Annotated in this window: 22 protein-coding genes, 3 tRNA genes and 3 pseudogenes; 18 read left to right on the top strand and 10 right to left on the bottom strand. The window is 67.3% G+C overall.

The genetic code is table 11. The features are described from left to right. The first annotated feature begins 44 nt into the window (after nucleotides 1–44). The 5 genes from BM339_RS20960 to BM339_RS20940 all read left to right on the top strand — a co-directional run bounded on the left by BM339_RS20960 (nucleotide 45) and on the right by BM339_RS20940 (nucleotide 5,468). Nucleotides 45–1,532 carry an aldehyde dehydrogenase family protein gene (locus tag BM339_RS20960; protein WP_075021941.1) on the top strand — a complete coding sequence of 496 codons (1,488 nt, stop codon included), beginning with the start codon at nucleotides 45–47 and terminating at the stop codon, nucleotides 1,530–1,532. Between the two features lie 23 nt (nucleotides 1,533–1,555). Continuing rightward, complete coding sequence (locus BM339_RS20955; RefSeq protein WP_075021940.1) at nucleotides 1,556–2,317, top strand: SDR family oxidoreductase; 762 nt, start codon at nucleotides 1,556–1,558, stop codon at nucleotides 2,315–2,317. Then, the gene (locus tag BM339_RS20950) at nucleotides 2,314–3,096 is read left to right on the top strand and encodes an SDR family oxidoreductase (RefSeq protein WP_075021939.1); all 783 of its coding nucleotides are present in this window, start codon (nucleotides 2,314–2,316) and stop codon (nucleotides 3,094–3,096) included. The genes BM339_RS20955 and BM339_RS20950 overlap by 4 nt, the downstream gene beginning before the upstream one ends. An 84-nt stretch (nucleotides 3,097–3,180) precedes the next feature. Next, on the top strand, nucleotides 3,181–4,242 hold the full coding sequence (locus BM339_RS20945; RefSeq protein ID WP_075021938.1) for a phosphotransferase family protein: 1,062 nt from the start codon (nucleotides 3,181–3,183) through the stop codon (nucleotides 4,240–4,242). Beyond that, complete coding sequence (locus tag BM339_RS20940) at nucleotides 4,242–5,468, top strand: acyl-CoA dehydrogenase family protein (protein ID WP_075021937.1); 1,227 nt, start codon at nucleotides 4,242–4,244, stop codon at nucleotides 5,466–5,468. The genes BM339_RS20945 and BM339_RS20940 overlap by 1 nt, the downstream gene beginning before the upstream one ends. Before the next feature lie 75 nt (nucleotides 5,469–5,543). Here BM339_RS20940 and BM339_RS20935 read toward each other — a convergent pair whose 3' ends face one another. The 5 genes and pseudogenes from BM339_RS20935 to BM339_RS20920 form a co-directional block, all read right to left on the bottom strand. Further along, nucleotides 5,544–6,533 (bottom strand): NAD-dependent epimerase/dehydratase family protein, encoded by a 990-nt coding sequence (locus BM339_RS20935; protein ID WP_075021936.1) that lies wholly within the window; start codon nucleotides 6,531–6,533, stop codon nucleotides 5,544–5,546. 11 nt (nucleotides 6,534–6,544) lie between these two features. Beyond that, the gene (locus BM339_RS20930) at nucleotides 6,545–7,420 is read right to left on the bottom strand and encodes an SDR family NAD(P)-dependent oxidoreductase (protein ID WP_075021935.1); all 876 of its coding nucleotides are present in this window, start codon (nucleotides 7,418–7,420) and stop codon (nucleotides 6,545–6,547) included. A gap of 41 nt (nucleotides 7,421–7,461) precedes the next feature. Then, nucleotides 7,462–8,235, bottom strand: a complete 774-nt coding sequence (locus tag BM339_RS20925; RefSeq protein ID WP_337959925.1) for a phosphotriesterase family protein — start codon at nucleotides 8,233–8,235, stop codon at nucleotides 7,462–7,464. A 100-nt stretch (nucleotides 8,236–8,335) separates the two neighbouring features. Then, nucleotides 8,336–8,395: pseudogene (locus BM339_RS52510) on the bottom strand (hypothetical protein); the annotation flags it as partial. 87 nt (nucleotides 8,396–8,482) lie between these two features. Beyond that, on the bottom strand, nucleotides 8,483–9,679 hold the full coding sequence (locus BM339_RS20920) for a mandelate racemase/muconate lactonizing enzyme family protein (protein WP_177287743.1): 1,197 nt from the start codon (nucleotides 9,677–9,679) through the stop codon (nucleotides 8,483–8,485). A gap of 74 nt (nucleotides 9,680–9,753) precedes the next feature. On the opposite strand from BM339_RS20920, the gene BM339_RS20915 reads away from it, so the two are divergent. The 5 genes from BM339_RS20915 to BM339_RS20895 all read left to right on the top strand — a co-directional run bounded on the left by BM339_RS20915 (nucleotide 9,754) and on the right by BM339_RS20895 (nucleotide 15,970). Continuing rightward, nucleotides 9,754–11,418 (top strand): ABC transporter substrate-binding protein, encoded by a 1,665-nt coding sequence (locus BM339_RS20915; protein WP_083597801.1) that lies wholly within the window; start codon nucleotides 9,754–9,756, stop codon nucleotides 11,416–11,418. 48 nt (nucleotides 11,419–11,466) lie between these two features. After that, on the top strand, nucleotides 11,467–12,519 hold the full coding sequence (locus tag BM339_RS20910) for an ABC transporter permease (protein ID WP_083597800.1): 1,053 nt from the start codon (nucleotides 11,467–11,469) through the stop codon (nucleotides 12,517–12,519). Continuing rightward, nucleotides 12,516–13,400 (top strand): ABC transporter permease, encoded by an 885-nt coding sequence (locus BM339_RS20905; protein WP_075021931.1) that lies wholly within the window; start codon nucleotides 12,516–12,518, stop codon nucleotides 13,398–13,400. Before BM339_RS20910 ends, BM339_RS20905 begins: the two co-directional genes overlap by 4 nt. Next, nucleotides 13,397–15,181 carry an ABC transporter ATP-binding protein gene (locus BM339_RS20900; RefSeq protein ID WP_075021930.1) on the top strand — a complete coding sequence of 595 codons (1,785 nt, stop codon included), beginning with the start codon at nucleotides 13,397–13,399 and terminating at the stop codon, nucleotides 15,179–15,181. The genes BM339_RS20905 and BM339_RS20900 overlap by 4 nt, the downstream gene beginning before the upstream one ends. 72 nt (nucleotides 15,182–15,253) lie before the next feature. Then, the gene (locus tag BM339_RS20895; RefSeq protein ID WP_083597798.1) at nucleotides 15,254–15,970 is read left to right on the top strand and encodes a GntR family transcriptional regulator; all 717 of its coding nucleotides are present in this window, start codon (nucleotides 15,254–15,256) and stop codon (nucleotides 15,968–15,970) included. A 290-nt stretch (nucleotides 15,971–16,260) separates the two neighbouring features. Here the strand turns inward: BM339_RS20895 and BM339_RS51535 are convergent. Further along, nucleotides 16,261–16,383: pseudogene (locus tag BM339_RS51535) on the bottom strand (NUDIX domain-containing protein); the annotation flags it as partial. Between the two features lie 221 nt (nucleotides 16,384–16,604). Here BM339_RS51535 and BM339_RS52860 point away from each other — a divergent pair. Beyond that, a pseudogene (locus BM339_RS52860) lies at nucleotides 16,605–16,715 on the top strand (Lsr2 dimerization domain-containing protein); the annotation flags it as partial. Nucleotides 16,716–16,840: 125 nt separating this feature from the next. Beyond that, entirely contained in the window at nucleotides 16,841–16,933 is a 93-nt protein-coding gene (locus BM339_RS52855) for an Lsr2 family DNA-binding protein (RefSeq protein ID WP_420883412.1), read from the top strand. 233 nt (nucleotides 16,934–17,166) lie between these two features. On the opposite strand, the gene BM339_RS48790 is transcribed toward BM339_RS52855, so the two are convergent. Further along, nucleotides 17,167–17,505: a class I SAM-dependent methyltransferase gene (locus tag BM339_RS48790; protein ID WP_143118537.1), complete on the bottom strand. Its 339-nt coding sequence runs from the start codon at nucleotides 17,503–17,505 to the stop codon at nucleotides 17,167–17,169. 134 nt (nucleotides 17,506–17,639) lie between these two features. On the opposite strand from BM339_RS48790, the gene BM339_RS48785 reads away from it, so the two are divergent. The 3 genes from BM339_RS48785 to BM339_RS49960 all read left to right on the top strand — a co-directional run bounded on the left by BM339_RS48785 (nucleotide 17,640) and on the right by BM339_RS49960 (nucleotide 18,857). Beyond that, on the top strand, nucleotides 17,640–17,849 hold the full coding sequence (locus BM339_RS48785) for a hypothetical protein (protein ID WP_143118536.1): 210 nt from the start codon (nucleotides 17,640–17,642) through the stop codon (nucleotides 17,847–17,849). A 72-nt stretch (nucleotides 17,850–17,921) separates the two neighbouring features. After that, complete coding sequence (locus BM339_RS48780) at nucleotides 17,922–18,437, top strand: recombinase family protein (RefSeq protein WP_143118534.1); 516 nt, start codon at nucleotides 17,922–17,924, stop codon at nucleotides 18,435–18,437. A 192-nt stretch (nucleotides 18,438–18,629) separates the two neighbouring features. Then, nucleotides 18,630–18,857 carry a hypothetical protein gene (locus BM339_RS49960; protein ID WP_177287742.1) on the top strand — a complete coding sequence of 76 codons (228 nt, stop codon included), beginning with the start codon at nucleotides 18,630–18,632 and terminating at the stop codon, nucleotides 18,855–18,857. Nucleotides 18,858–18,907: 50 nt separating this feature from the next. Here BM339_RS49960 and BM339_RS20870 read toward each other — a convergent pair. From BM339_RS20870 to BM339_RS20860, 3 genes are all read right to left on the bottom strand, one after another. Further along, nucleotides 18,908–18,982 (bottom strand) — tRNA-Val (locus BM339_RS20870). A gap of 31 nt (nucleotides 18,983–19,013) precedes the next feature. After that, nucleotides 19,014–19,084, bottom strand: a tRNA-Cys gene (locus tag BM339_RS20865). Nucleotides 19,085–19,124: 40 nt separating this feature from the next. After that, a tRNA-Gly gene (locus BM339_RS20860) sits at nucleotides 19,125–19,196 on the bottom strand. A gap of 126 nt (nucleotides 19,197–19,322) precedes the next feature. Here BM339_RS20860 and BM339_RS20855 point away from each other — a divergent pair. The 3 genes from BM339_RS20855 to BM339_RS20845 are packed head-to-tail and all read left to right on the top strand — an operon-like array spanning nucleotide 19,323 to nucleotide 21,827. Then, nucleotides 19,323–20,027, top strand: coding sequence for an ArsR/SmtB family transcription factor (locus tag BM339_RS20855; RefSeq protein ID WP_075021926.1), 705 nt, complete (start codon nucleotides 19,323–19,325; stop codon nucleotides 20,025–20,027). Next, nucleotides 20,024–21,040: a chorismate-binding protein gene (locus BM339_RS20850; protein ID WP_021592836.1), complete on the top strand. Its 1,017-nt coding sequence runs from the start codon at nucleotides 20,024–20,026 to the stop codon at nucleotides 21,038–21,040. Before BM339_RS20855 ends, BM339_RS20850 begins: the two co-directional genes overlap by 4 nt. Further along, the gene (locus BM339_RS20845) at nucleotides 20,991–21,827 is read left to right on the top strand and encodes an aminotransferase class IV (RefSeq protein WP_075021925.1); all 837 of its coding nucleotides are present in this window, start codon (nucleotides 20,991–20,993) and stop codon (nucleotides 21,825–21,827) included. The genes BM339_RS20850 and BM339_RS20845 overlap by 50 nt, the downstream gene beginning before the upstream one ends. The last annotated feature ends 29 nt before the right edge of the window (nucleotides 21,828–21,856 follow it).

Here is a 21,856-nt window from a genome sequence, read left to right as displayed (position 1 = left end):
AATCAACAATTGCTGTCAGTGATGACTTCGACGAAGGACCAAGGATGGATGCGCTCGAATTTGTGAAGTCCGTACCGACCCAGGCTTTCATCGACGGAGCGTTCGTCGACCCGGCCTCGCGCGGAACCCTGGACTCGTTCGCACCGGCGACGGGCGAGATCTTCGCCCAGATCGCCGACTGCGGCGAGGCCGATGTGGACGCTGCCGTCGCAGCCGCACGGAAGGCATTCGACGACGGTCGGTGGTCGCGCCTGGCGCCCGAGAAGCGCAAGGCCGCGATGCTCGGTTTCGCCGACCTCATCGAGTCGAGGTCTCAGCAGTTCATCGACATCGAGTCGATCGATGCGGGCAAGCCGGTCCACGATCTCGAGACCATCGACGTCCCCCACGTCGTCAGCACTATCCGTCACTACGCCGAGATGATCGACAAGGTCTACGGCAAGGTGGCACCCACCAGTGAGAAGAACCTCGCACTGGTCGTGAAGGAGCCGGTCGGTGTCGTCGGCGCGGTGCTTCCGTGGAATTTTCCGATCGCCATCGCGAGCCAGAAGCTCGGCCCCGCCCTGGCCGCGGGGAACTCCGTGGTCGTCAAGCCGCCGGAGCAGGCGTCGCTGAGCACCATCTACCTCGCTCAGCTTGCCGCCGAGGCCGGCATTCCCGACGGTGTCATCAATGTGCTGCCCGGACGTGGCGAGATCGCGGGCCGGGCGCTCGGCCTGCACATGGACGTCGACGCGATCACCTTCACCGGTTCCACCGCGGTGGGGCAGGCGTTCCTGCGCTACTCCTCGGAAAGCAACATGAAGAGGGTCGTGCTCGAGTGCGGCGGCAAGAGCGCGGGGATCGTGCTGAGTGACGCCGGCCGCAACCTGGAGGCGGTCGCGCTCCAAACATCGATCGCCGGCTTCTGGAATGCCGGCCAGAACTGCACCTGCGGATCACGGATCCTGGTGCACAAGTCACTCCACAAGGACTTCGTCGAGACACTTTCGGCTATCGCTTCACAGTGGAAAGTGGGTTCGCCGCGCGATTCGGAGTCCCAGATCGGACCGATCATCGAAGCGTCGGCCCTGGACAGGATTCTCGGCCACATCGACGAGGCGGCGGCCTCCGGTGCGCAGGTCGCGTTCGGTGGAAAGCGCCTCTACGAGGAGACTGGCGGCTGGTTCGTCCAACCGACCGTCATCGACAACGTCCGACCCGGCCAGAGAATCTGGCGCGAGGAAGTGTTCGGGCCGGTCGTCGGGGTGACTCCATTCGAGACGGATGACGAAGCGGTCGCCTTGGCCAACGATTCGTCGTATGGCTTGCACGCGACCTTGTACACCCATGACCTCGACCGTGCCGTCAAGGTGTCGCGGCGGGTCCGTGCGGGCGTCATCGCGGTCAACGAGTACAGCGAGGGCAGCCTCGCCACCCCGTTCGGCGGCTACAAGATGTCGGGCTTCGGCGGTCACGACAACGGCACCGAGGCGCTTGAGCAGTACACCGAGACCAAGACGATCTGGATGGCGCTCGGCGACGACGCCTGACGGCCCGAAGGAGAAGAAGTCCGATGAACGACAGGTTCGCCGGTCGTACCGCGATCGTGACCGGTGCCAGCAGAGGCATCGGCCTGGCCATTGCCGAGCGGCTCGTGGCCGACGGTGCGAAGGTGGTCATCACCGCTCGGAACAAGGACGCTCTGGACGAGGCGGTGGACGTGCTCGGCGGACCGGAGCACGCGCTCGCCGTCGCGGGCAGCGCCGACGACCCCGGGCATCAGGCCGACGCAGTGGGGCATGCGGTCGAAAGGTTCGGCAGCCTCGACATGCTGGTCAACAATGCGGCGATCAGCATGGGCTACGGCTGCCCGATGGTCGAACTCGCACCGGATGCCGTGCGCAAGATCGTCGAGGTGAACTGCCTCGCCGCACTGGCCTGGGTACAGCAGGCACATCGCGCCTGGATGAAGGAGCACGGTGGTGCCATCGTCAACGTCTCGTCCGTGGCGTCGCTTCGCGCCGCCCCGGACATCGGCCTCTACGGCGCGACCAAGGCGATGCTGACCCACATGACCGAGCAGCTCGCCGTCGAGCTCGCCCCGGACATTCGTGTCAACTCGATTGCGCCGGCCATGGTGAAGACGAAGTTTGCGGCGCCTCTTTACGAGGGCCGCGAGGCTGAACTCGCGGAGAGGTATCCGCTCAAGCGTCTCGGCATGCCGGAGGACATCGGCGGCGTCGTTGCGTTTCTGCTGTCCGAGGACGCCGCCTGGATGACCGGTCAGCAACTGGTCGTCGACGGAGGCGTGATGTCGATTGGAATGGCCGGATGAGCATTCAGGGAAAGGGTGTCGTCGTGACCGGCGCCGGGCACGGCATAGGCAGGGCGATCGCAGCCCGGCTGGCGACCGAAGGGGCGCGGGTCGTCGTCAACGACCTGGGCGTGGCTGCGACCGCGGCGGTCGCGGAGGACATCGGCGGCTACGCCGTCGCCGGCGACGCGGGCAGTGAAACCGGTGTGGCGGATCTTGTCGAACGAGCACAAGAGCACCTCGGGAACATCGACGTCTGGTTCGCGAACGCCGGGACCGAGGGGGGCGTCGGGCTGGACGCTCCCGAGGCGGAGTGGGCGGGGGCGCTCGACGTGAACCTGCTCGGGCACGTGCGCGCCGCGCGCAGGCTCGTTCCGGGCTGGGTCGACCGCGGACAAGGTCGCTTCGTGGTCACCGCGTCGGCCGCCGGACTCCTCACCATGCTGGGCAGTCCGGTGTACTCCGTCACCAAGCACGGTGCGGTGGCCTTCGCCGAGTGGCTCTCGGCGACCTACCGTCACCGGGGAGTCGTCGTGCAGACGATCTGTCCGCTGGGCGTGCGGACCCGGATGTACGAGGCGTCGGGCGCGTTCCAGGAGCTGCTGAACCACAGCGACGTCCTGTCGCCGGACGAACTCGCCGAGACGGTGTGGCGGGCGATGCAGGACGACAGGTTCTATATCCTCCCGTACCCGGAGGTTGCCGACTACTACGTCGGACGGGCCGGCGACCCGGAGCGGTGGCTGCGCGGCATGAACAAGCTGCAGCAGGGCCTGGAGCAGAAAGGCGTCAGCACGTGATGGGGCAGTTGCCCCCGGCTCAAGCTGTCCGACCCATCGTGATCTCAGGCCGAGCCCGACATCGTCGGCGCCCAGGCCCTCGGCATGGTCGGCTGTCGACATGGGCACGGTGATCTGCCTGTGACGTCCGAAGCACCGCCAGGACTCGACCTCGAACGCCTCGCGCGCTGGCTGTCCGACACCCTTCCGAGCGCCGACGGTGGACTGACTGCAACGCTGATCGCCGGAGGCAAGTCCAACCTGACGTACGTCGTGGCGGACGGCGACCGTGAGTGGATCGTGCGCCGGCCCCCGATGGGACATGTGCTGCCGACGGCACACGACATGGCACGGGAATACCGGGTGATGTCGGCGCTGAAGGACACGCCCGTGCCGGTACCGCGCACATATGCGCTCTGTCAGGACGACTCCGTCATCGGTGCGCCGTTCTATGTAATGGAGCGATGTGCCGGGACGCCGTACCGTCGGGCGGTCGAGCTCGCCGAGCACGGGCGAGAACGCACGCGGACCATCGCCACGCAGCTCGTCGACATTCTGGCGGCCTTGCATCAGGTGGAGCCGGGTGAGGTCGGGCTGGATGACTTCGGGAAGCCGGCCGGCTTCCTGACCCGGCAGGTCCACCGCTGGAAGAAGCAGCTCGACGCGTCTCACCATCGCGATCTGCCCGCTGTCGACGAGCTGTATGCGCGTCTGGCCGCGGACGTACCACCGGACTCCGGAACCGCTGTCGTGCACGGCGACTACCGCCTGGACAACGTGCTCGTCTCCTCGGACGACCGGGCGACCGCGGTGCTGGACTGGGAGATGGCCACGCTCGGTGACCCGCTGACCGACCTGGCGTTGATGCTGGTGTACCACCGGCTAGGCGAGGTCCTCTCCGGCGACGGCTTCAGCGACGCCGCTTCGGCTCCCGGTTTCCTCACAGAGGACGAGATCATCATGCGGTATGCCGACGGCAGCGACCGCGACCTGTCCCGCTTCGGCTTCTACCTCGGACTCGCGACGTTCAAGCTCGCCGCAATCCTCGAGGGCATCCACTTCCGCCACCTCCACGGCCAGACGGTCGGAGAGGGCTTCGACACGATCGGCGACGCGATCCACCCGCTGCTCGAGGGTGGTCTCACCGCGATGAAGGAGTACCACTGATGGATTTCGAGTACGACACGAGGACCGCCGAGCTCCGGGCATCGCTGCTCGAGTTCATGGACAGCCATGTGTACCCGGCGGAACAGACGTATCAGGACCAGCTCGCGCAGCTCGATGACCCGTGGGCCTGGGACTCGGCACCGATCCTCGCTGAGCTGCGGGCCGAGGCGCGCGAGCGCGGGCTCTGGAACCTCTTCCTGCCCGGACAGGACGGCGCCGGTCTGACAAACGTGCAGTACGCGCCGCTGGCCGAGATCACCGGGCGCAGCCTTCACGTGGCGCCGCCCGCGCTGAACTGCGCGGCCCCCGACACGGGCAACATGGAGGTGCTCTCGCTGTTCGGCTCTCCCGAGCAGCGGGAACGCTGGCTCGATCCGCTGCTGGAAGGCGGAATCCGGTCGGCGTTCGCGATGACCGAGCCCGCGGTCGCGTCCTCCGACGCCACCAACATCTCGACCCGGATCGAGCGCGACGGTGACGAGTACGTCCTCAACGGCCGCAAGTGGTGGATCAGCGGTGCGATGAACCCGAACGCGAAGGTCTTCGTCGTGATGGGCAAGACCGATCCGTCCGCAGACCGGCATCGCCAGCAGTCGATGATCCTCGTGGAACGCGACACTCCCGGCGTCGAGATCCACCGCGGCATGCACGTCCTGGGGTACCCCGACCACGAGCATGGGGGACATGCGGAGCTCTCGTTCACGGATGTGCGCGTCCCGGCGAGCAACCTGATCGGCGCCGAGGGCGGCGGATTCGCCATCGCGCAGGCAAGGCTCGGGCCCGGCCGGATCCATCACTGCATGCGCAGCATCGGCCTCGCCGAGCGTGCCGTCGAGCTCATGTGCGATCGTGTCGCGAACCGCGTCGCCTTCGGCAAGCCGCTCTCGGAGCAGGGCGTTGTCCGGGATTGGATCGCCGAGTCGCGAGTGCGCTTGGAGCAACTGCGTCTGCTCGTGCTCAAGGCGGCTTGGCTGATGGACACGGTCGGCAGCAAGGGTGCCCACACCGAGATCCAGGCGATCAAGATCGCAACGCCGACGACCGTCCAGTGGATCGTCGACAAGGCGATCCAGGCGCACGGAGCCGGGGGACTGTCGCAGGACTTTCCGCTGGCCAACATGTTCGCGTTCATCCGGACGCTGAGGCTCGCCGACGGACCGGACGAAGTGCACAAGAACGCGCTTGCGAAGAGCGAGCTGAGTCGACGGGCCAGGGCGGAACGATGACTACGCTCGACGAACTGCGGCAGAAGGTCGACGACTTCCGATGCCACTCGGCCGCGGACGCAAGAACGCTGTGGATCATTTTCCGTCTGGCAGATGGGTGTCGTACCATGCTGCGGCGTCGGTGATCGCCTGGTCGAGGTCGCCGGGGTGGTAGTCGAGTTCGCGGCTCGCTTTGCTCCAGTCCGACGCCTGGGGTGAGCAGAGGTACTTGGCCATTCCGGGATCCATATCCGGTTCCTTGCCAGTGAAGCGAGCCAGGAACGCGGCGAACGCACCGTACGTACGGAACATTCCGGCCGACAGCGTCACTGGACGCCGCCGCGCCCCGACGAGTTCGCCGGCGCGAGCGAAGACGTCGGCGTAGGACAGGTTGTGGCCCGTGAGGTTGTAGCCCTCTCCGGTGCCACCCCTCACCGCAGCTGCCAGCGCGCCCTCTGATACAGCCCGGACGTCACAGAACGACCCCGTTCCAGGCGGTGCGTAGACCGTCTTGCCGGCGCGCAGATCGCGGATGATGCGTCCGAACTGGAAGGTGTGGTCGTAGGGGCCGACCATGAACCCGGGATAGACGACCACGACATCGAGACCCTCGTCGAGGCGCCGGCGCACAGCTGCCTCCCCGGCCATTTTGGTGTCGGCATAGTCGTAGCCGATGCCAGTGAATGGATGCTCGCCGTGGCGTTCCGGCAAGGGTGAGCCGTCGGCGTTGTAGCCGTGGACATCGAGCGTGCTGGTATGGATGAATCGCTTGACGCCGGCGCGGAGCGCGGCGTCGGCGAGCAGGCCGGCACCCTCGACGTTGACCCGCCGTCGGCGCGCGGCGAGACCGCTCCAGGTAGAGGTGTCGCCGGCGACGTTGAAGACCCAGTCCTGGCCGTCGACGAGCTCGGGTAGCCGGTCGGGATCGCCGAGGTCGGCGAGCCGGACCCGGAGTGAGAGATCGTCGAGGAATCGTGTCGACGAACCAGGTGCCCCTGTCGCGACAACCTCGTGCCCTGCGGCGATGAGCGTCCGTACGAGGTTCCCGCCGAAGAAGCCGGTGGCACCGGTGACGAGGCAACGCATCGGGTTCCTCCTCAGAAATCGTTGCTGCGTGGTTCGTGATCGACGGCGCCGGGGGTGGTGACGCCTCGTTGGCGGAGGTAGCGATCACGGCCCTTGCGCCCCAGGTGGTTCAGCACAGGAAGCAGGGGCGGGATCAGCCATGGGAAGGCCTCGACGGTTCTGCTCAGGATGCTGTCCTGGTAAGGCACGTAGATCTCGAGGCGCCTGGTGCGGAGGGCCCGTTCGAAGCCATCGGCCACTTGCCCGGCGGTCGCGAACTTGCCGACGAAGTTCAACGGGCCGGCTCCGTGGAGAGCTTCGTACATCAGCATCGGGGTGTCGGTCGAGCCGGGATAGACGCCCGACACCGCCACTCCGGAGCCGCGGAGTTCGTTGCTGAGAGCGCAGAGGTAGGCGCGCAAGCCGGCCTTGGCGGCGGAGTACGCCGCCGAGCCGGGCAAAGCGGCGATGCCACCGAGCGAGACCGTGGCGAGGAGATGTCCGCGGCCGCGCTCTGCGAAGATGCGCGCGGCGGTCGCGAGCAGATGGATCGGACCGGTCAGCATGACCATGAGCTGCTGGTCCACCAGGTTGAGTGGAACGTCGATCGCAGCGCCCGGAAGATTGATGCCCGCGTTGCACACCAGCAGTTCGAGGTCGTCCGCCCACTCGTCCTCGATGCGACAGGTCAGGGCGGCGACGGCGGCGGCGTCGCCCAGATCGCAGCCGACGGCTTCGACAGCGGGAAGCCCAGCCAGGGCCTTGACCGCCTCAACTCGTCGATCGACTCCGATGATGCGGTAACCCTGTGCGGACAGCCTGCGGGCGAGTTCGGTGCCGATTCCTCCCGCCGCTCCGGTAAGGAGCGCGGCGCGTCGCGGACCGGTCTGCGGAAACCTCTCGGGCATGACGGAACTCCGTGGTGCCGACGATGTCGTCACGAGCGGCCTCAGTTCCGCGACAGGTAGCGACGCGGGTTGTCGACCAGCATCGTGGTGATCTGTTCCTCGCTCAGGCCTGCCTGCCGGAGCTTCGGCAGCACCTCGTTGGGGATGAAGGTGAAGTGCCAGTCGGGCACGACCTGCTCCGGGAATCCCGGCTGGAACCAGTCGTTGTGGCACGCAGCGTCATGTGCCAGCAGCATCCGGTCGGCGTAGCCCTCCGAGACGAGTTGCACGACCGTGGCAACACGCTGCTCGGTGGGCAGCAGGTTGTCGAGCCCGAAACGGTCCATGCCCAGATAGGAGCCACCGTCGATGATCCGGTGCAGGTAGTCCAGGTCGGCGCTGTCGCCGCAGTGGCCGATCACCAGTTTGCCGGGGTCCACGCCGGCCTTCGTGAAGTACTCCTGCGCGAGCAGTCCGGTGCCGTGCGGAGCGCTGGTGTGGACGGTGATCGGGGCACCGGTCTCGCGGCTGGCCTCTGCCACCGCAGCGAAGACCCTCTCGACCCCGTCGGTGAGCGTCGAGTCGATGGCGCACTTGAGGAATCCGGCCTTTACCGACGTACCGCCGATTCCCTCGGTCAGGTCTTTGAGGAACATGCCGACCATGGGTTCGTCGCCGCCGAGCGGAGTGCCGGGACCGTGAAAGGAGAAGAAGAACGGGACGCTGTCGAAGGTGTAGATACCGGTCGCCGGAATGATGTTCAGGTCGACTCGTTCGTTCACGTCGATGACGCGTTGGATATCGCGGCCGAGGCCGAGGACGGTCGGGTCGAGGATCGTGTCGACGCCGGCCGTTTTGAGGGCGCCGAGCCGGGCTACCGCAATCCGCGATCCGTGCGTCCTCGTCCCACAGCTCGGGGTAGTTGTGCTCGATCTCGTGATCGAGGATGAAGACGTGTTCGTGCACCAGCGTGGCGCCGAGGCTGCCGACGTCCATCGGTCCGCGAACACTTTCGACGGTAGTCATGGGAATGCCTCCGGACGTCGGTGTGGTCGGGCACGGTGATCGCGCCCCCATTTCCATCTACTGCAGCGAATAGACAGCCGTAGGAGCGCCGAACACGGATTCGTCGACCTCGACGCCGAGGCCGGGCGCGTCGTTCCAGTGAATGTCCCCGTCGATCACGGTCGGCCCCGTTGCGTTGCCGCCGGCGGGCCGGTACGACGCGGGCATGCCCTCGTGGCTGAAGAACGAAGCGGACAGGAAGTTCCCCGCCGGGATCGTCGCCGCCAGTTGCACCGTCGCGCCGCTGGCGAGGTCGGCCCCCATCGGCTCGTCGACCAGGATCATGACGCCTGCGGCGACACAGATGTCGCGGATCTTGGCAGCCTTCGTCAGTCCGCCGACCCGGGTCGGCTTGAGGTTGAGAGCGTCGGCGAGGCCGAGCCCGACCACGGACAACATGTCCGCGGGCTCCTTCACGCTCTCGTCGACCAGCATCGGCCGGTCTGTGTGCCGGCGCACGCGCTCGAGTTCGGCGACCGTCCGGCACGGCTGTTCGATGTAGGTCTCGACGCCTTCCACGGCGCCAAGGAACCGCAGGGTCTGGGCGACCGTCCAGCCGGCGTTCGCGTCGCTGGTCAGAAAGGAGGAGTTCTCCGGGAGGACGTCCACGACGGCGTGCACCCGATCGGCGTCCTGGAGAGGGTCGTTGCCCAGTTTGAGCTGCCAGTGACGGAAGCCGTGCTCGGCGTAGCGGCCGACCTTCTCGGCCATCTCAGCCGGGTGCCCGAGCCCGACCGCGGTGAAGGTTCCGAACGTCGACTGCTGGACGCCCCCGAGAAGCCGGGCCACCGGCTGACCGAGCAGCTTGCCGCGCAGGTCCCACATCGCATTGTCGATCACGGCCTTGCCCGGCAGGTGGCCGATCAGAGCCGCGTCCATCCGTGTCACCAGGGTGTCGGCCTCGAAGACGTTCGCCTCGAGCACGACAGGCGCGAGCTCGGCGACGGTGGCATGCAGGCTTCCGGGAAAGCCGTCCATGTAGTTGCCGCCGAGGGTGCATGCCTCTGCGTAGCCGACGGTGCCGTCCTCGGCCGTCACGCGTACGACGGTGCTCGCCAGGGAACGGACCACCCGGTTGTGCGACATGACGTACTCGCCGTCGAACACGGGCAGATCCGCCCGGTAGCACGCGATCTCTTTGATCTTGATGGCTTGGCTCCTCGCTGTCTCGAGCCGAACGAACTTCCACCGATGCCTTGCCGAAAGCGCGTTCAACGATATAGCTTTCTGCTCATTGTAAACAATCATCCATCTATGGATGGTTGCTCTTGTGGTGAGAGGTGAGAATCATGGGCGCTCTCGACCGGCCCGTGGGAGACTCGACCGCCGACCTCCCGGGCCTGTCTCGCCGGAGCGTGCTCGCCGGCGGGCTGGGCATCGGTGCGGGGCTGCTGTTGGCGGGATGCAGCAGCTCGAGCTCGTCGTCGAGGAGCCCGGCCGCAGTGCCGAGCGCGCTCCCCGGGGGGACTCCGGTACCCGGCGGAACGCTGCGAGTGGGTGTGGCCAGTGGCGGGCCGAGTGAGAACCTCTTCCCGGGAACGGCTGCGGTCGGTCCCGATTTCATTCGTGTCGCCCAGCTCTTCACCCCGCTGTTCTACGCGGGGTCAGGTGACAAGCTGTTCCCGCTGGAGCCGGGCCTGGCACTCAGTGCGGAGCCGAACGCCGATGCGACCTCGTGGACCTTCCGCCTCCGTGACGGCGTGACCTGGCACGACGGGAAGTCCTTCGGCGCCCACGACGTCGTCTACGACCTGCGGACCTGGATGTCCGATCCGGCGACGAACTACGGGGCCGGCTTCCTCCTGGGGCTGGTCGACTTCGCGAACGTCAAGGCGGTCGACAAGCTGACGGTGCGGGTTCCCCTGAAGCGTCCCTACGCCCAGTTCCCGACGCTCTTCACCCACTACAACCTCTGGATCACGCCCGAGGGCAAGACCCCGGCCGAGATCGCCCGGAACCCGATCGGAACCGGGGCGTTCAAGTTCCAGTCCTTCACGGCCGGCAAGCAGAGCGTTCTCGTCCGCAATCCGAATTTCTGGGATGCGCCGAAGCCGTACTTCGAATCCGTCGTGGTCGAGTCGTCGTTCAGCGACAGCACGGCGATGGTGAACGCGCTGCTCGCCGGCTCCATCGACATCGCGTCCTCGCCCGACTATGCGGTGGCGGCACAGCAGAGGTCCAACCCGAAGGTGGTCCTTCTGGAGTCGAAGAGCGCGTACGCGCAACCCGTCTTCGCGATGCGGGTCGACCAGGGGCCCTTCGCCGACGTCCGGGTTCGGCAGGCGTTCAAGTACCTCGTGAACCGCCAGCAGCTCATCGACAGCGCGGCGGCGGGCTTCGGGAACGTCGCCTACGACCTCGTCGGGCCCGGCAACCAGTACTACGCAACGGATCTCAAGCGGGAGTTCGACCCCGACAAGGCCCGAGGTCTGTTCAAGGCGGCCGGTGTCCTCGGCGAGACGTTCGTGCTGCCGAGTCCGCCGCTCATCGGTCTGGACAAAGCGGCAACCGTCCTGGCCCAGCAGGCGAAGGCCGCGGGCGTAAACGTCCAGGTCAAGACGACGTCTCCGGCGACGTACTGGACCCCGGCCGAGCAAGTGTACGTTCGGCCCTTCGCCGTGGACTACATCTTCGCGTTCGCGTCGCTGGCCGGCGTCTACTCAGCTCATGTACTGCAGGACGCTCCGTTCCGTGACACGTGGTGGGGTAAGCAGTCGCCGGGTGGGCGGCAGGCGAACGATCTCATCCTGCAAGCGATGGCCACTTTGGACGAGACCAAGGCCGCAAGCCTCTGGCGCGAAGTCCAGCAACAGCAGTTCGACGAGGGCGGCTATCTCTGCTGGAGCAACCAGCCCTGGCTTGACATCGTCAGTCCCAGGCTTCGCGGGTTGAAGCAGACGGGGGGCATCAACCTGAACGTCTCGCGGTTCAGCGACGGCTGGTTCGCCAAGTAGGGCGCGGATCGGTGATGTGGGACCGGAACGATCAGTGAGGACCATGGCATGACGACCGATGTTGCTGCACCTCATGCCGCACCGGGGTCATCCGGCCCGCGGGCGCGGCGGCTTCGATGGCCGGGGCCGCCCGTGGTCGGGTTCCTGGGCCGACGCTCGGCGGCTGGACTGCTGACGGTGTTCGTCGTCTCGGTACTGGCATTCGTCTGCACGAAACTCCTGCCGGGCGACACGGCCGAACTGGTTCTGGGGCGCAACGCCTCACCACGAGCCCTGGAAGCGATGCGTGAACGGCTCGGGAGCAACGATCCACTTGTGTTGCAGTACTTCCATTGGCTGCGCGGCCTGTTGACGGGTGACTTCGGGGAGTCTGCCGTCGCTCTGGCCCAGTACCAGGGCAACGCATCGATCTCGGCCACGCTGGGCGACCCGCTCGTCAACAGCCTGGTGCTGGGCGGGCTCACCGCGGCACTGCTGGTGCCCCTGACGATGGTCCTCGGCGCCATCTCCGGTGTGCGCGCCGGCAAGCTCACCGACCACCTCATCTCCGGTCCGTCGCTGGTGCTCGGCGGTCTTCCCGAATTCGTCACGGGAAGCCTGCTGATCGCCGTCTTCTTCACCTGGCTGCAGTGGTTGCCGCCGGTCTCTCTGGTCTCCCCGGGCGCGTCGCCCTTCGGGCAACCCGACGCTCTCGTGCTTCCGATCCTCACCTTGCTGATCGTCACGGTCGGATCCGGCACCCGCCAGGTCCGGGCCGGGGTCATCCAGGCCCTGACGACGGACTACGTGCTCTACGCCCGGCTCAACGGAGTGCCCGAGCGCCGGGTGCTTCGCCGGTACGCCCTGCGCAACGCGCTGGCGACGAGCGTGCAGACCATCGCTCAGAACCTCCAGTATCTGGCCGGCGGGATCATCATCGTCGAGGCGCTCTTCACCTACCCGGGCATCGGCAACTACCTGCTCAATGCGGTGAACACCCGGGACACCAACGAGGTTCTCGCGGCCTCGATGATTCTCGCCGCTCTGTACACGGTCATCAACATCGTCGCCGATGTCGTTGTGGTGTTCCTGGTGCCCAAGCTCAGGACGGAGATGCTGTGACCGCGCCGAAAGCAGTCCTGATCCGGGCCCAGACGATCAGGCGTCCACGATCACCGCGCGCATTGCGAAGCGTGCTTCGCTCGTGGGGTGGCCGCATCGGCCTCGTGCTGCTGGGTGTGGTCGTCCTCATGGCCTTCCTCGGCCCGCTCGTCGCTCCGCACGACCCCACCGAGACCCTGGGCGTCCCGGGTGCGCCGCCGAGCCCGGACTACGCGCTGGGTCTCGATTCGATCGGTCGTGACGTGTTGAGCCGGCTGCTCAACGGCGGACGCTCGACGCTCCTCATGGCAGTCGGCGCAACGATTCTCACGTACGCAGGGGGTGTGGTCGTCGGGCTGGTGGCGGGAATCTCCCGGTCGTTCCTCGACGCGTTCTTGATGCGCGGGATGGATGTCCTTTTGTCCATGCCGGCGTTGCTGGTGGTCCTGCTGCTGCGTACCGGGCTTGGGAACAACTCGGCGGTCCTGATGAGCGCTACGGCGCTCGTCCTCATCCCAGGGGTTGCGCGCATCACCCGTTCCGCGGCACTCGGGGTGTCGACGACGGGTTATGTCGAGGCCGCGATGGCACGGGGCGAGCCGAAGGCCTCGCTTCTCGTCCGCGAGGTGCTGCCGAACATCCGGGGCACCCTCATCGCCGATGTCGGCCTGCGGTTCAGCTGGGCGATCATCGTGATCGCGAGTGTGAACTTCCTGGGGATCGGCCTGGAGCCACCGTCCGCCGACTGGGGCCTGATGGTCTCCGAGAACCGCGTCATCATCGGATCGAACCCGTGGTCCGTCGCCGGTCCGGCCGCGGTCCTCGGCCTCTTGGTCATCGGACTCAACCTCATCGGCGACTCCTACGTCCGCAACTCCGACCGTTCAGAGGAGTCTTCATGAGTTTGCTGGCGCTGGAAGGGCTACGCGTGTCGGTGGGCGACGACTTCATCGTCGACGACGTCGATCTCTCGCTCGAGGAAGGCGAGATCGTGTGTCTCGTCGGAGAGTCGGGATCGGGTAAAACCACTGCGGCGCTTGCGGCGTTCGGCTGGTGCGCACCCGGTCTTCGCATCGAGGGCCGGGTCTCGATCGCGGACTCGGACGTCACCGCCCGCTCCCGGGCTCGGTCCGTGCGCGGAGACCTGATCTCGTACGTACCCCAGAGCCCTGGCACTGCGCTGAACCCGGCGCACCGGGTGCTGGACACTTTGAACGACATGGTTCGCAGTGCGCCTCGAGCACCGGGCGGCGAGGACGTGCTGCTGGGCAGCTTGGCCGCGGTCGGCCTGACCCCAGAGCGCCAGTTCGGACGCCGGTTCCCGCACCAGCTGTCCGGCGGTCAGCAGCAGCGGGTCTGCATCGCCGCCGCCCTGGCGTCGCAGTCGAAGGTGATCGTGCTCGACGAGCCCACGACGGGACTCGATGTCGTCACGCAGGCCAAGATCCTCGAAGGCCTGGTACAGCTGCGCGACGAGGAGTCCGTCGCGATGCTCTACATCACGCATGATCTCGCCGTAGCGGCCAAGATCGCGGATCGGATCGTCGTCATGTACGGCGGATATGTGGTCGAACAGGGGAGCGCCTCCGAGGTCCTGAGGCGCCCCAGGCACCCGTACACGCGTGCGCTGATGGCCGCGACTCCGGATCATCGGATCTCGCGAGAGCTCGAAGCCCTCCCGGGCGGCCCGGTCGACCTCCGGAACCGGACTGCCGGTTGCGCGTTCGCGCCGCGCTGCGGGCAGAAGGTCGAGTCGTGCGAGCTCCACCTGCCGGCGCTGTCGCAGATCGGGGACGCCCACCTCGTTCGCTGCACGGAGTCGCTCCGCACGCCGGCTCTCGACTTGACCCTGGCCACGCCGGCGGCCTCCCGTGTGAAGGCCGACGCGGCGCCAGTGCTCGAGGTCGCGCACCTGGAAGCACGTCATGCGACGAGGTCGGAATCCATAGTTGCGGCGCGCGGCATCTCGTTCTCCGTTCAGCCGGGTCAGTGCGTGGCACTGGTCGGCGAGTCCGGCAGTGGCAAGACCACCATCGCGCGCTCGGTCGTCGGCCTGCACCGGCACTGGTCCGGCGCGATCCGCCTTGATGGCGAGGAGGTCGCGCACGCCACGAAGGATCGGGCGCGCAAGCAACTTCAACGTGTCCAGATGGTCTTCCAGAATCCGGCGGACACCCTGAATCCCCGCCATTCGGTGGGTGCCGCGATTTCACGATCGGCGATGGTACTCAGGGGACTGAGCCGGACTGAGGCGGGTGCGGAGGTCGAGCGGCTGCTGGAAGCAGTCCGCCTTCCTGCCCGATACGCCGAGCGGTACCCCGGGGAGCTCTCCGGTGGGCAGCGGCAACGGGTCTCGATCGCCCGCGCGCTGGCGGCCGATCCCGGACTGATCGTCTGCGACGAGATCACCTCCGCCCTGGACGTCTCGGTTCAGGCGGTGGTGCTTGATGTCCTCGACGACTTGCGTCGGTCGGTTGACCTGTCCCTGCTCTTCATCACCCATGACTTGGCCGTGGTCTCCACGATCGCCGACCAGGTCCTGGTCCTGGAGCAAGGACTGATCTGCGAGTCGGGGCCGGTCAGAGGGGTTCTCGACCAGCCCAAGAGCGACTACACCAAGCGTCTTCTCGCGGCGGCGCCCAGCCTGTCCGAGCAGACCGCCGACCACGTGTTCAAGCCCTAAGGCCCGAAGCGAAGAATGTGCGTGCGAGGCGAGGGACGCCGTCGAAGGGATCACCCACCTGCCTATGGTTAAATGTCGACAGTCGATGAGGGAACAAAAACAATGGTGAGTCTTCCGCAGATTCCGCAGACAACACAGGCGGACGAGGCTGTCGTGATTCTTAGAGAGGCGATCCTCTCGGGTGTTCTGAAGCAGGGCACGCCCTTGCGTGAGATTCAGTTGGCAGATGGCCTGGCCATCGGACGTGGGCCTCTTCGCGAGGCGTTGCTCCGTCTGGAGGAGGAGGGCCTTGTCCAGCGCGAGGCGTATCGCGGATCGTTCGTGGCGGAAGTCAGCGTCGATACGATCACGGAGATCGAAGAGTTGCGCACCGTCCTGGAGCCGTTCGCCGCGTTCGCGGGGCTGCGCCGCTTGCGCGAGGGGCCTGTTCACGACAACCTGGTCGCGGCGGTCGAGTCGCTCGAGCGTGCCGCTGCGGAGCATGACTACAAAGGTGGCGTGGAAGCGCACCTGGCGGTGCACCGCGCCATCTACGAGGCATCGGACAACCAGGTTCTGATCGGGATCTGGTCGTCGTGGCAGAACCAGATGAGGCTGTTCATGACGCTGGAGCACCGCAGACTCGGAGATCTGAGAGAGATCGCCATGGGGCACCGGCTCCTGCTCACCACCCTGGAGTCCGGAGACCGACGCGCGATACGCCGCGGGTTCGCCGAGCACATTCGACCGGAGTGGGTGGCGGCCGACTTCGACCAACTGCGGTCGAACGACGGCGACAACAACCGCTGATCGTTTGCAGCGTGGATCGTTGCTTCGCAACGAACTGCCAACGGCGACGGCGCGCCGCCGTTGGCAGTTCGCTCTGTGAGGAATCCGAGTGATCCGTAGTTTGTTCAACGATGGCCGGCAGGTCAGGTCGAAGGTCAATTTTTCGCTGAGCTTCCCGTGAAGTGGCAGCGCCGTCGCCTACTTCCCGGGAGCCGTCTTCGAATATCGCAAGATTTTCTCCGCGCACGAGGATCGCCGTGGCAAACGAGTTTTCCTGGAGTTCGACGGCGTTTACCGGGACGCTGTGATACTTCGCGGGTCTCTCGGACGGCGGCCTGGGTGACGGACTCGCCGAGGTCGATCGTGCCTCCTGGGAGCGCCCAGTTGCCGTTGTCGGTGCGGCGGATCAACGTCCTGGCCCATGATGCCTTCACCGTATATGCGGAGTCCTCATTCCGGTTTAGGTGTCCGGCAACGGGCAATCCCGCAGAGCGTGGCGTCCAGTGGTAGGACCACCACTGGCGTCGACGGTCCGTCGAGTGAATTCTGCTTTTCTGCGTAGGATGCGGAATCTTGTTTGGTTTCTCCTGGCCAACCCATGTGTCTGAGTCAGCTATCGTTAAGGTGCTCGTAAGTTGAAATGAGGGAGAAGTAAATGGCCCAGCAGGTGCGAGTCACCATGACGGGTGACCTCGACGGCAGTGAGGCGAGCGAGACCGTGTCGTTCGCCGTGGACGGCAGAGAGTACGAAATCGACTTGAACGAGAAGAACGTGAGCAAACTGCGGAGCAGCTTGCACGCTTACATGGAGAGTGGTCGCCGGCTCAAGGAACTCGGCGCGGAAAGGCTTCATCCCACAAGGGCGCTAGTAGCCGTGAACGCTCCGCTGAGATCCGCGAGTGGGCGAAGAACCACGGCATCAAGGTCAGCGATCGTGGCCGCATTCCGGTTAACTTGATTGAGCAGTACGAGGCTGCGCACTAGCTCCAGCTCCGGCTAATTCCGAGATGGGCTGCCTTCGGGACTCATCTGCTCGCGCTCGCTGCACCGCGCCTGCTCTCTGCGGTAAATTTCGCGATTGCGGCTCGATCTCATCGACAAGGAACGGCTGCGGGGACGGGCGTAGGCGGCACTCATCGAGAAACGTTGCTGATAGATGTCGCCGAAACCACCCGATCGTCTTGGCTTGTTCCCGCTGCAAGGCCGGCGGGCCTGGTCTACCAGGTGAACACCATGCGGCTGTCGTGTTTGATGATGTGCAGTCCGGCGGGAAGGTGCTCGTCGGGTGTGTCGGCGGGATGGATGGTTATGTGCGGCTGGGCGTCTGGGGCAGCGTTCCAGGCGCGGATGTGCTGGGTGGTGCGTTCGGCGAGTTCGGTGCCGCGGGGGCCGTGGCCGATGGCTCCGACTTCCCAGCGGGATGGTGGTCCGGCGGTGACGCGCCGGGAGGTCAGATAGGCGAGCGAGTTGTTTCGGCGAGCGCGGGGTTGACGGGGGTTGCGGGGGTGGCGCGTCTGCTGCGTACTGCGGTGTCGTCGGCCTTGATCCGACCCCATGCCCAGCATGTTGCCTTGACCACGGTGGACCAGGCGAGCGTTGATCGCCCCCCGGGCGGCGCTGGCGAGAGGGGTTCCCTTCGGGCGCCGTCCTGGGGCCTGACCGTGGCGTGCTCAGCCGCGGGAAGTCAGTCATGACCGGCCGCCTTGGCTGCTCCGGCCCGCGCTCTTCCCGCCCTGCCCAGAGCGGCGAGGGCAGTTCTGATCGTGGCGAACCGCTGGAGGTGCATGTGGAGATCCTCAGCGTCGGTGGCCAGGAAGGCGCTGCCCTCCGAAGGGCGCAGGTCCTGATCATCCGCGATCTCCTGCAGTGGGCGGCCGACGAAAACACCGACACCACCTGAATACCCCAGTAGCCCTGCGGTCAGGCGGCAGCATGCGCGGGGCGCCGTCGTACCGCACTCAGGAGTCGTGCAATGAGTGCACACATCGACGGGACGCCCTACCCGGGCGGAGCGCGCTTTTCCGAAGAACCCATCACGATCACTTCTCGTCCAGGACGGGGCACCACACAGGCGGCCAGCCTGGTCGATCCATTCGATGGGCTGCGGGTGGCCTGGTGCGGGCGTACCTCCACCGACGACATGCGGGATCCCACCCTGTCGCTGCCCCGGCAGTTGGATAACAGCCGCCAGGCACTGCCAGCCGGGGCACTCATGGTCGCCCACTTCTACGGCATCGAATCGGGCCGCAAGAACCTCGAAGACCGCGGGCGCGGCACCGCCCACACCCGCTTCCACATCCCCATACCCCGCGACGGCGGCATCCAGGACCTGCTCGCCGAAGCCACCCGACCCGACCGGCGCTTCGACGCGGTGGTGTGCGAATCGATCGACCGGATCTCTCGCCGCACCTTTACGGCACCAAGATCGAACACGAGCTGGAACAAGCCGGCATTCCGCTGTTCGCTGCCGACGAGCCCATCACCCTGACCGGCAAACGCGCCACCGCGATCCTCACCCGCCGCGTCAAGCGGCCGGCCTGGGATGGCGATCCCGAACACCCTGACCCGGGCACGCGCCGTCCACCGATCCTGCGGGGCTTCACCTTCCACGAGGGGCGGCACACCCAGCGAACCTGGCTCGCTGAAGATGGCATTCCCGATGTGGCCCATGCTGCCCGGGATGACCGACGTCTACGAACATGTGACGCCGCCGATGAGGGAACAGGTCCTGCGGGCGCTGCAGCGGCGGTGGGAGACCTCACTGCTGGCCCTGCGATCCGACGAGCGGGACCGGCTCATCGCGGCCCTGCCACAGACGGACAGACTCATCGGTAAACTGCGGACGAGGCACCAGGCCGAGGCGACGGGCGAGAACATCATCGCCCAGATATCGCCCAACCAGGCCTGAGGCCTCGCTCGTCAACAACACAAGCAGGGCCTCTGACCTGCGCTGACGCGTGGTGGGCGATACTGGGATTGAACCAGTGGCCTCTACCGTGTCAAGGTAGCGCTCTCCCACTGAGCTAATCGCCCGTTCCGCGGCCTCCGGGGGAGGTACGGGTTGAGGTGGAGACGGGATTTGAACCCGTGTACACGGCTTTGCAGGCCGTTGCCTCGCCTCTCGGCCACTCCACCAGAAGGAGACCTCTGGGTCATAGCCGGAAAGGCCCCTCAGAGCGGAAGACGGGATTTGAACCCGCGACCCTCACCTTGGCAAGGTGATGCTCTACCCCTGAGCCACTTCCGCGTGCGCCCTGCGGCGACGGAGGAAACATTAGCGCGTCCGGGGCCGTTCCCCAAACCGGTTTCCCGGCGGGCCGCGTCGCGGATGCTTCGGCGCGGGTCGAAGGACGGGTCGCTTAGGGTCGGTGGCATGGGCTCCGAACAGGTCGTGAGTGTCGATTTCGCGCCGGTGGCGGCGCTGCTCGCGGATCGGGCGCGGGCCGCGATGCTGACCGCGCTGCTCGACGGGCGGCCGCTCGCGGCGGGGGAGCTGGCGCGGACGGCGGGGGTGAGCGCGCAGACGGCGAGCGCGCATCTGGCCCGGCTGCTGGACGGCGGGTTCGTCACGGTCGTCAAGCAGGGGCGGCACCGGTACTACCGGTTGCGGGGCAGCGAGGTGGCGCAGGTGATCGAGGCGCTGTCGCGGATCAGCCCGCCGGTGCGGGTGCGGAGCCTGCGGCAGTCGCGGGACGCGCGGCGGCTGCACGAGGCGCGGACGTGCTACGACCACCTGGCGGGCGTCGCGGGGGTGACGCTGTTCGCGGCGCTGGTCGACGGCGGCCTGATCGAGCCGGCCGGCGGCGACGCCTACGAGGTGACCGAGAAGGGCGAGGACCGGCTGGCGGTGCTGGGCCTGGACCTGGCGGCGCTGCGGCGGGGGCGGCGCAGGTTCGCCTGGCACTGCCTGGACTGGACGGAGCGGCGGCCGCATCTGAACGGGGCGTTGGGGGCGGCGCTGACCGAGCGGATGATCGAGCTGGGCTGGTTCGAGCGGGGGCCGACGCGGCGGGCGCTGGCCGTGACGGAGGCGGGCCTGGCGGGCCTCGCGGATTCGTTCGGGTGCGTGCTGGGGTGAGCTTCGCGTACGCCGGAGGTCTGCTGGCCACCGGTCTCGCCGACGTCACCACCGATCCGGCGGCACTGGACTCGGCGGGCTGGTGGGCGGTGGTGGTGACCTACGAGGGGAAGGCCACGTGCGCCCGGTTCGAGACGGTGCGGCCCGCGCCGCACCCTGGGGGTGTGTGGGCGGGAACGGGGGAGTGGAGCACTTCCCTTGACCAGGCCGCCTACGCCGCCGGGGTCGAACGCATCCGCGAGGCCATCGCGGACGGGATCGTCTACCAGGCGAACCTGTGCCGGGTGATGTCGGCGGAGCTGCCGCGAAGGGCCGACATCACCGGGTTGGGAGCGCGGCTCGCGGCCGGGCATCCGGCGCCCTACGCCATGACGCTGAAACTGCCCGGCCTCGAGGTCGCCTCCGCCTCGCCCGAGCTGTATCTGAGCCGGGACGGGGACGTGGTCGAGTCCCGTCCGATCAAGGGGACCGGACGGACGGCGGACGACCTGCTGCCCAAGGACCGCGCCGAGAACGTGATGATCGTCGACCTCGTCCGGAACGATCTGGGCAGGGTCGCCGAGACCGGCTCGGTGACCGTGCCGGGGCTGTGCGAGCTGGAGGAGCACCCGGGGCTCGTCCACCTGGTGTCGACGGTCCGGGCGCGGCTCGCCGGAGGCGGCTGGCCCGAGCTGCTCGCCGCGACGTTTCCTCCCGGTTCGGTGACGGGTGCCCCGAAGTCGAGCGCGCTGACCCTGCTCGAAGAGCTCGAACCCGTCCCGCGGGGGCCGTACTGTGGGGCCATCGGCTGGGTGGACGCGGACTCCCGGCGCGGTGCCCTCGCGGTGGGCATCCGGACTTTCTGGGCGGACGGCGGCCTGCTGCGGTTCGGCACGGGCGCGGGCATCACGTGGGGGTCCGACCCGCTCCGCGAATGGCGCGAGACCGAGCTGAAGGCGGCTCGGCTATTGGAGGTGGCTTCCGGTGACGGCGCAGGCCAGGATCTGGCTGAACGGGGAACTGGTCGACCCTGAACGGGCGACGGTGTCGGTCTTCGACCACGGGATGCTCGTCGGGGACGGGGTCTTCGAGACGGTGAAGGCGACGAACGGGGTGCCGTTCGCGCTGACCCGGCATCTGGCGCGGCTGGCCCGCTCGGCGGCCGGGCTGGGCCTGCCCGACCCCGACCAGGACGCCCTCGCCCAGGGCACCCTGGAGGTCCTCGCCGCCGCGCCGAAGTGGCCGCTGGCCCGCATCCGCATCACCTACACCAGCGGGCCCGGCCCGCTCGGCTCGAACCGGGGCGACGAGGGGCCGACCGTGTCGATCATCGCCGGGCCGCAGGCGCCGTTCCCGGCGACGGCGGACGTGACCGTCGTGCCGTGGCCGCGCAACGAGCGCGGCGCGCTGTGCGGCCTGAAGACCACGTCCTACGCGGAGAACGCCCTGGCCCTCGCCTACGCCGGCGAGCGCGGCGGGGGCGAGGCGATCTTCGGCAACCTCGCCGGGAACCTGTGCGAGGGGACGGGCAGCAACATCTTCGTCGTCCTCGGCGGCCGGCTGCTCACGCCGCCGCTGTCGTCCGGCTGCCTGGCCGGGGTGACGCGGGCGCTGACGCTGGAGTGGTGCGGCGGCGAGGAGGAGGACCTCGCGCTGGACGACCTGTACCGGGCGGAGGAGGCGTTCCTGACGTCCACGACCCGGGACGTCCAGCCGATCCGGGCCGTGGACGGGACGGTCCTCCCGGCGGCCCCCGGCCCGATCACCGCCAAGGCCGTGGAGGCGTTCGCCGCCCGCTCCGCGGAGCTGATGGACCCCTGAGCCGGAGAAAATGATCTCCAGGGCCTTTA

The sequence above is a fragment of the Actinomadura madurae genome, from assembly GCF_900115095.1.
Lineage (GTDB): Bacteria > Actinomycetota > Actinomycetes > Streptosporangiales > Streptosporangiaceae > Spirillospora > Spirillospora madurae.
The sequence above is the reverse complement of the archived record's forward strand: the minus strand, read 5'-3'. Positions and strand labels throughout refer to the sequence as shown.

Bases quoted from the DNA above. Each gene is read 5' to 3' on its own strand.
- BM339_RS20910 (WP_083597800.1), top strand. From the start codon at position 11,467: ATGACGACCGATGTTGCTGCACCTCATGCCGCACCGGGGTCATCCGGC.
- BM339_RS20855 (WP_075021926.1), top strand. From the start codon at position 19,323: ATGGGCTCCGAACAGGTCGTGAGTGTCGATTTCGCGCCGGTGGCGGCG.
- BM339_RS20900 (WP_075021930.1), top strand. From the start codon at position 13,397: ATGAGTTTGCTGGCGCTGGAAGGGCTACGCGTGTCGGTGGGCGACGAC.
- BM339_RS20940 (WP_075021937.1), top strand. From the start codon at position 4,242: ATGGATTTCGAGTACGACACGAGGACCGCCGAGCTCCGGGCATCGCTG.
- BM339_RS20950 (WP_075021939.1), top strand. From the start codon at position 2,314: ATGAGCATTCAGGGAAAGGGTGTCGTCGTGACCGGCGCCGGGCACGGC.
- BM339_RS20945 (WP_075021938.1), top strand. From the start codon at position 3,181: ATGGTCGGCTGTCGACATGGGCACGGTGATCTGCCTGTGACGTCCGAA.
- BM339_RS20930 (WP_075021935.1), bottom strand. From the start codon at position 7,420: ATGCCCGAGAGGTTTCCGCAGACCGGTCCGCGACGCGCCGCGCTCCTT.
- BM339_RS20895 (WP_083597798.1), top strand. From the start codon at position 15,254: ATGTCGACAGTCGATGAGGGAACAAAAACAATGGTGAGTCTTCCGCAG.
- BM339_RS48780 (WP_143118534.1), top strand. From the start codon at position 17,922: ATGAGTGCACACATCGACGGGACGCCCTACCCGGGCGGAGCGCGCTTT.
- BM339_RS20935 (WP_075021936.1), bottom strand. From the start codon at position 6,533: ATGCGTTGCCTCGTCACCGGTGCCACCGGCTTCTTCGGCGGGAACCTC.
- BM339_RS20915 (WP_083597801.1), top strand. From the start codon at position 9,754: ATGGGCGCTCTCGACCGGCCCGTGGGAGACTCGACCGCCGACCTCCCG.
- BM339_RS48790 (WP_143118537.1), bottom strand. From the start codon at position 17,505: ATGGGGTCGGATCAAGGCCGACGACACCGCAGTACGCAGCAGACGCGC.
- BM339_RS20960 (WP_075021941.1), top strand. From the start codon at position 45: ATGGATGCGCTCGAATTTGTGAAGTCCGTACCGACCCAGGCTTTCATC.
- BM339_RS49960 (WP_177287742.1), top strand. From the start codon at position 18,630: ATGACCGACGTCTACGAACATGTGACGCCGCCGATGAGGGAACAGGTC.
- BM339_RS48785 (WP_143118536.1), top strand. From the start codon at position 17,640: ATGACCGGCCGCCTTGGCTGCTCCGGCCCGCGCTCTTCCCGCCCTGCC.
- BM339_RS20955 (WP_075021940.1), top strand. From the start codon at position 1,556: ATGAACGACAGGTTCGCCGGTCGTACCGCGATCGTGACCGGTGCCAGC.